Source organism: Gemmatimonadales bacterium (genome assembly GCA_030697825.1).
In the GTDB taxonomy this organism is placed as follows: Bacteria; Gemmatimonadota; Gemmatimonadetes; order Gemmatimonadales; family JACORV01; genus JACORV01.
On sequence record JAUYOW010000311.1, the window covers coordinates 1 to 6493 of the forward strand.

The 6493-nt window shown below is 69.4% G+C and carries 5 protein-coding genes; 3 read left to right on the top strand and 2 right to left on the bottom strand.

All coding sequences use genetic code 11. The features are described from left to right. Nucleotides 1–45: 45 nt before the first annotated feature. The gene (locus Q8Q85_15115; GenBank protein ID MDP3775589.1) at nt 46–3459 is read right to left on the bottom strand and encodes a PDZ domain-containing protein; all 3414 of its coding nucleotides are present in this window, start codon (nt 3457–3459) and stop codon (nt 46–48) included. Nucleotides 3460–3947: 488 nt separating this feature from the next. Here Q8Q85_15115 and Q8Q85_15120 point away from each other — a divergent pair, with 488 nt between their 5' ends. Beyond that, nucleotides 3948–4139 (top strand): hypothetical protein, encoded by a 192-nt coding sequence (locus tag Q8Q85_15120; GenBank protein MDP3775590.1) that lies wholly within the window; start codon nt 3948–3950, stop codon nt 4137–4139. 60 nt (nt 4140–4199) lie between these two features. Here the strand turns inward: Q8Q85_15120 and Q8Q85_15125 are convergent, their stop codons facing one another. Continuing rightward, nucleotides 4200–4445 (bottom strand): CPXCG motif-containing cysteine-rich protein, encoded by a 246-nt coding sequence (locus Q8Q85_15125; GenBank protein MDP3775591.1) that lies wholly within the window; start codon nt 4443–4445, stop codon nt 4200–4202. A 165-nt stretch (nt 4446–4610) separates the two neighbouring features. On the opposite strand from Q8Q85_15125, the gene Q8Q85_15130 reads away from it, so the two are divergent. Together Q8Q85_15130 and Q8Q85_15135 are read left to right on the top strand one after the other, a co-directional pair. Continuing rightward, complete coding sequence (locus Q8Q85_15130) at nt 4611–5564, top strand: protein phosphatase 2C domain-containing protein (protein ID MDP3775592.1); 954 nt, start codon at nt 4611–4613, stop codon at nt 5562–5564. An 8-nt stretch (nt 5565–5572) separates the two neighbouring features. Next, nucleotides 5573–6493: CorA family divalent cation transporter (locus tag Q8Q85_15135; protein MDP3775593.1), on the top strand; the 921-nt coding region annotated here is incomplete at its 3' end.

Genomic DNA, 6493 nt, shown 5'->3' on the forward strand with positions numbered 1-6493 from the left:
GGGGGGCCGCGGGTGTCCGCGGCCCCTTGGCGCGGTCCGCCGCCGCTACGGCGACCGGCGTCGCTGGCCCCGCGTGGGCGGCGGCGGCTCGTGGGTCGCGCGGTCCACCGGATGCTCCCGCAGCATGCGCAGGGCTTCCGCTACCGCGCGCTCCAGCTGCGGGTCGTGGCCGGCGATCACGTCCCTCGGCCAGTTTTCCACGTCCACGTCGGGGGCGACGCCCTCGTTCTCCACCGCCCACCGGTTATCGCGCGCGAAGAAACCGCCGCGGGGCGCGATCATGGACCCGCCGTCGATGAAGGGCGGCGTGTCGGCCGTGTGCACCAGCCCACCCCAGGTGCGCTTGCCGACGAGCTGCCCGATGCGCCGGTAGCGGAACATGTACGGCATCAGGTCGCCGCCCGAGCCGGCCATTTCGTTGATGATCATGACCTTCGGGCCCCAGATGCCGGCCGCGGGACTGGTGAACGGGTAGCGGTCGCCTGCCACGTTGTTGAAGTAGCCGTCGAAGTCGCGCTGCAGCACGTCCACGATGTAATCGGCCGCTGATCCACCGCCGTTGAAGCGCTCGTCGATGATGGCGCCCTGGCGATCCTGCTGGGCGAAGTAGTAGCGGTTGAAGCTCGTGTAGCCGGACCGGCCGGTGTTCGGCACATACACGTATGCGAGCTGACCGTGCGAGAGCGAGTCCACGAGGCGGCGGTTGCTCTCCACCCACGCGCGCGTCCTCAGCCCCTGCTCGTTCGCGACCGGCACCACGGTCACGCGGCGCGCACCCTCCATGGCGGGACGGGCGTTCACGGTGAGCACGGTCTGGCGGTCGGCCGTCCCGTCGAGGAGACGGTAGATGTTGTCCGGCGCACGGAGCTCGACGCCATTGACCGCAAGGACGTAGTCGCCCACGTGGACGTCCACGCCCGGTGAGGCGAGGGGGGCGCGCAGGTCCGGGTTCCAGCTCTCGGCGTCGTAGATCCGGGTGATCCGGTAGCGGTCGCCGTCAATGGAGAAGTCGGCGCCGAGGAGCCCCGTCGTCGTCTGCGGCACCTCGGGCATGTCGCCGCCGCGCACGTACGAGTGTCCGATCGCGATCTCGGCGCCCATGTTGTCCAGCAGGTAGTTGAGGTCGGCGCGGTGCATCACGAAGGGGAGGAACTGGCCGTACATCTGCCGGTCCCGCGCCCAGTCGGTGCCGTGCATGTTCGGCACGTAGAGGTAGTCGCGCTCGTTGCGCCATCCCTCGTTGAAGATCTGCTGGAACTCCGCCCTGGGGTCGAGATACATCCGCAGCGTCACGTCCAGCCGGCCCTGGCCGGCCGTCGGTGGAGTGCGGTCGGCGTCCACGAGGTACAGGCCGGGACCGGTCGCGCCACCCGCGGGGCGCGGCGCAGCGGCGCCGCCGCCACCGCCGGCCGTGCGGTAGAGCAGTTTGTGCCCATCCGCGCTCACGGCATAGTCCGCCACGCCGCTGACGAATGGCGCGGCCCTGCGCTCGCTCAACTGGTAGCGATGGAGAACCTGGCCGGCGCCGCCGTCACCCCCGCCACCCGGCCCGCCGGCCGCAGCCTCGAGATAGTAGACCGTGCCCGCCGCGCCGGCGCGCAACCGCGAGTACGGCCGCACCGGCACGCCCGGCACCGAGATGATCCGCTGCTGGAGCCCGTCGAAATCGATCTGCACCGTGACCGGCGCCGCTGCGCCGCGACCGCCCGCGCCGGCACCCGGAGCGGCCGCGCCTAACACGCCGGAGCTATCGGCCGGCGCGCCGCCACGCCTACCGCCACCTCCACCACCGGTCGCGCTGCCCACGCCGAGGTCCTCGTCGCTCTCCGCCAGCAGCGGCGAGGGGTCGCCGCTCTTCAGCACGGTGAAGTAGAGCCCGAAGTTCTCCTCGCGGTCGTACGACGTCATGTCCAGCCACTGGGAGCGGAGGCCGAAGTCGGTGGACGCGAGGAACCAGAGGTACTTGCCGCCCGCGTCCCAGACCGGCCACACCGCGTCGGCGAGCCCGTCGGTCACCTGCCGTGTCTCGCCCGTCTCGGCGTTGGCGACGAAGATCGCGTGATACAGGGACCGGAGCCGGCTCGAGTACGCGATCCACCGCGCGTCGGGGCTCCACGTCGGGTTGAGCGTCCGCTCCGGCACCATCCACGGGTCGTTCCCCACGGTCCGTGCCTGGCCGGTCGCGACGTCCAGCACCCACACGTTGAGCCGCGTGTCGGTGAATAGCAGCTTCCGCGAATCGGGCGACCACGACGGCGTGTAGTAGTGCGCCGGGTTCGGGAGCGTGATCTCTCGCGGCGGCGTGATGCCGTCCTGCGACTCGATCACCAGCTGGTACTCGCCCGAACGGTCGCTGAAGTACGACACCCACCGGCCGTCCGGCGACCACGCCGGGTCGCGCTCGGCCGAGCCGCTCGAGTTCGTGAGGTCACGGATGTCGCCTTTCTCGGCAGGGATCGTGAAGATCTCGCCGCGCGCTTCGACGACGGCTCGCCGGCCCGTCGGCGACAGGGCGATGTTGGTCATCCGTGCCGTGACGTCCTCCCAGTGGGGCATCATCCAGGGAAAGTCGCCGGCGGCGGTGATCGGCACGACGTGCTCGCGGCCGCTCCGCGGGTCCAGCTCGTGGATGTCACCCGCCTGCTCAAACACCACGGCGCCGGCCCCAGCATCGATCGCCTTGACGTCGAAATCGGTGAACCGCGTCACCTGCGAGAGCTGCCGCGTCCCCGGGTCGTAGGCCCACACATTCGCCACGCCGTCGCGGTCGGAGAGGAAGTAGACGGCGTCGCCGACCCACACCGGGTCGGTGTCCTTGGAATCGGTCCACGGCGGCGACTCGAGGTCGTACCCCTGGAGATTGACGATCCAGATCGGTCGGTTCTGGCCGCCGCGGTAGTTGCGGCGCTCCTCGTCCCACGAGGTGTTCATCCGATAGGCGATGCGGCGGCCGTCGGCGGAGATCTTGCCCTGATAGCCGCGGGGCAGCGGCAGCGGCTCCTCGACCCCGCCGCCCGCCGGGACGGTCCAGAAGCGCGCGGTCGCGGTCGGCGACCACGAGGCGCGCGGCGACGAGTAGAGGACCGACCGGCCGTCGGGGATCCAGCCCGTCACGAGGTCGGCCGCCGGGTGCCACGTCAGGCGCCGCGGTTCGCCGCCCTCGGCCGGGACGACATAGACGTCGGTGTTGCCACCATACTCGCCGCTGAACGCGATCAGCCTCCCATCGGGCGAGAACTTCGGATTCGAGGTCTGGCCCTGGAAGCTCGTGAGGCGGCGCGCCGCGCCACCCGCGCGCTCCACGATCCAGATGTTGTTGGCGTACGCGAACGCGATCTGGGACGAGCTCACGGTCGGCGTGCGGAGCAGACGGGTCTGCGCGCACAGCGGCCCGGAGGCGAACGCGGTCGCGATGGCGGTGAGCGCGAGGAGCCCGAAGCGGGCGCGGAAACGATTCATGGTCGCACCAGGTCTATGGTTAGTGGTCAGCAGGTCAGCCGGCGAGCCAAAACTGCGCGCCGGAGGGCTGTCGCACAAGCCGAGGCACGGGCTACTCGCAAGTCGATCGGATACTGCACCCGCAAGTCTTGACACCGCCGCGGCCGGGGAACAGCTTCAGTTCGACGGCCCCCGGCGCTCCCGCGCCAAACATGCAATTCCTCCACGAGCCGACTCGAAGTCCCCCCGCGTCTCGGCTCAGAACGGAAGATCTGGGCGGAGGCGGCCACGGATCACGGACTCGAGGTGCTGAAAACGCGCTGAGGAGATCGCCGCGATGGTGATGCGCACGAACGCCGGGCGAGGGTCCGGTAGGCCATGTCCAGAGGTTCTTCCTGCCGTTTCAGGACACCTTTCTCCCAACCTGGTCACTCTGGGCGGTCGGCTTCACCATTCCGTTCGTAGAACTCGCCGGCGGAGCCCTCGTCCTGCTCGGGTGGCTCCGTTCGGTGGGATATGGCGCGCTGGGCGCGGTCCTGGTGGTCGTCACCTTCGGGCACCTGTTGCACGAGCCCCTGTATCCATTCCATGAGCACGTGATTCCCCGCCTCGCTCTGCTATTGCTCCTGTTGCTCATGCCGCCCGAGGCGGATCGTTTCTCGCTCGACGAGCTTCAGCAACGGATGCGCGCTCGGAACTGACGGCTCGACGCCCGAACGCCGTCCAGCCAGCGCTTGAGGCTCGAGGAAACGCCGCCCGCTCTACTCATCGAGGGCGGTCAGGGAGACCAGTGCCTGGCCATCGTGCTGGTAGCGAACGCTCACCCGCCACGGCTGGCAGCAGACCTGGCAATCCTCCACGTATTCCTGCGCGGGGCCGCCGCCGGGGTCCAAGGCGATGTCCACGGCCTCCCCGCAATACGGGCAGGAGACGATGGCGTCCGTGTCCGCGGAGTCATCGCCGGACGGGAAGTCCGGTTCGAATTCGTCGTCGTCAGGCAGGCGCATGGGCGGCTCGTGAGCGCGTTGGTTCCCGTAATACGGCGGGGGGCGCCGGGAGTTCCAGGCGCGGCGGGGATGTGGTGAGAGTCTCCGGCGCCTCTCCTGCGGCCTTGCGCGCGCGGGTGGGAGGCGGCATGCTAGCGGTCGGGACCGCTGACCACGGAGGCGCCCATGGCACTCGCCGACCCGCTGACCACCATCCGCACCAGCCCGGGACCCAAACCCCGGGACGACGAACTGGACCTCTTCGGACTGACTCACCCCGGCAAGGTCCGGCGCGAGAACCAGGACCACTTCCTCCTCGGCACCATACATCAGCAGGTGGTCGTCCATGCGACGAGTCTGCCCGACGCGGAGCGCCTGCCGCTGCGGGGCGAGCGGCTCGGGACCATCCTGCTGGTGGCAGACGGAGTGGGGGGAGGCAGGGCGGGCCGCGACGCGAGCCGGCTCGCGGTGGAGACGATCACGCGTTACGTGACCACCGCGATGCGCTGCTACCACGTTTCCGGCCGCGCCGCGGAGAAGGAGTTCTACGAGGCGCTCCGGACCGCGGCGCTCGAGGCTCACGCCGCGGTGCTGGCCGAGGCGGCCGGGCGCCCCGAAGCCAAAGGAATGGCGACGACGCTGACGGTCGCGCTGGGGGTGTGGCCCTGGATGTACGTGGTGCAGGTCGGCGACAGCCGCTGCTACTACTACCTGGACGGCGTGCTGCGGCAGGTCACGCGCGACCAGACGCTGGCGCAGAACCTGGCGGACCAGGGGGTGCTGCCCGCCGACCGGGTGGCGTTCTCTCCGCTCAGCAACGTGCTCGCCAGCGCTATCGGCGGCGGCGAGGGGGCGGCGCCGGAGGTGACGCGCTTCGACCTGACGAACCGCGGGTGCGTCATCCTGCTGTGCAGCGACGGGCTCACGAAACACGTGACCGACCCTGAGATCGCTACGCAGATCGGTGCCATGGAATCGTCGGAACAGCTGTGCCGGACGCTGGTGGACCTGGCGCTGGAGCGCGGCGGGAGCGACAACATCACGGTACTGGCGGGGACGGCGCGGGTGAAGCCGGGTCGGGCGCCCACACCTAGCCCGACCGCACGCCCAAGTCTTGACGGGGAGGCGCTCAGGCCTTAGAGAGGGCCATGCCGATTGCTGCGAATCACTTGACCGGTGCCCCGGGCGCGTCCGGCGAGACCACGGTCTTCTCGCTCAACTTCCATCGGAAAGACAAGGTCACCCACCCGTTCGCGCTCGCCGATCTGGAGCGGGAGCTGGCCGATCCCGACGTCTTCTCGTGGATCGATTTCCAGGGCCCCGGCATCGGCGCCCTGAACGACGTGCTGCGCCGGCTCGGGATCGACCTGGTGCTGGTGAGCCACTTCGACGAGCCGGAGATCCTGCCCCGCATCGTGGAACGGCGGGACTCCCTCGCGTTCTACCTGTACGAGGTCGAGGACCCGGAGCTGCACCTCGACACGTCGCACGGCCTGCGCGACCTCCAGGTCGAGCGGATGATCCTCATCGTGGGCGACGACTTCGTCCTCACGTACCACCGCACCGACCTCGACGTGGTCAACATGGTCAAGGACCAGTGCGCCGAGAGCTTCCGGCTGTGGGGGAAGACGCAGGGGTTCATCGCGTTCCTGTTCCTGCAGCGCTGCCTCTACGACTACGCGCACTTGAACCTCGCCAACGACAACTTCCTCGACCAGCTCGAGGAGGAAGTGCTCGGTGGCGACGTGAAGAAGCTCGCCAAGGACATCTCCGCCGCCGGCGCCAACATCCTTACGCTGAAGAAGCTCGCGGCGAGCCTCCACATCGTGCTCATGCTCCTGGCCACCAAGCGGAGCATCTTCGTGAGCGAGGAGTCGCGCCTCTTCTACCAGGAGATGAACCAGAACGCGGTGGCGGTGCGCGCGGCGATCGACTCCTCTCGAGACCTGTTGGACGGAGTGGTGGGCGCGGTACAGGCCAGGGCCGCGCAGCGCACCGGCGACATCGCGCGGGTCCTGACGGTCGTCTCGACGATCATCCTGCCACTGACCCTGGTAGCCGGCATCTAC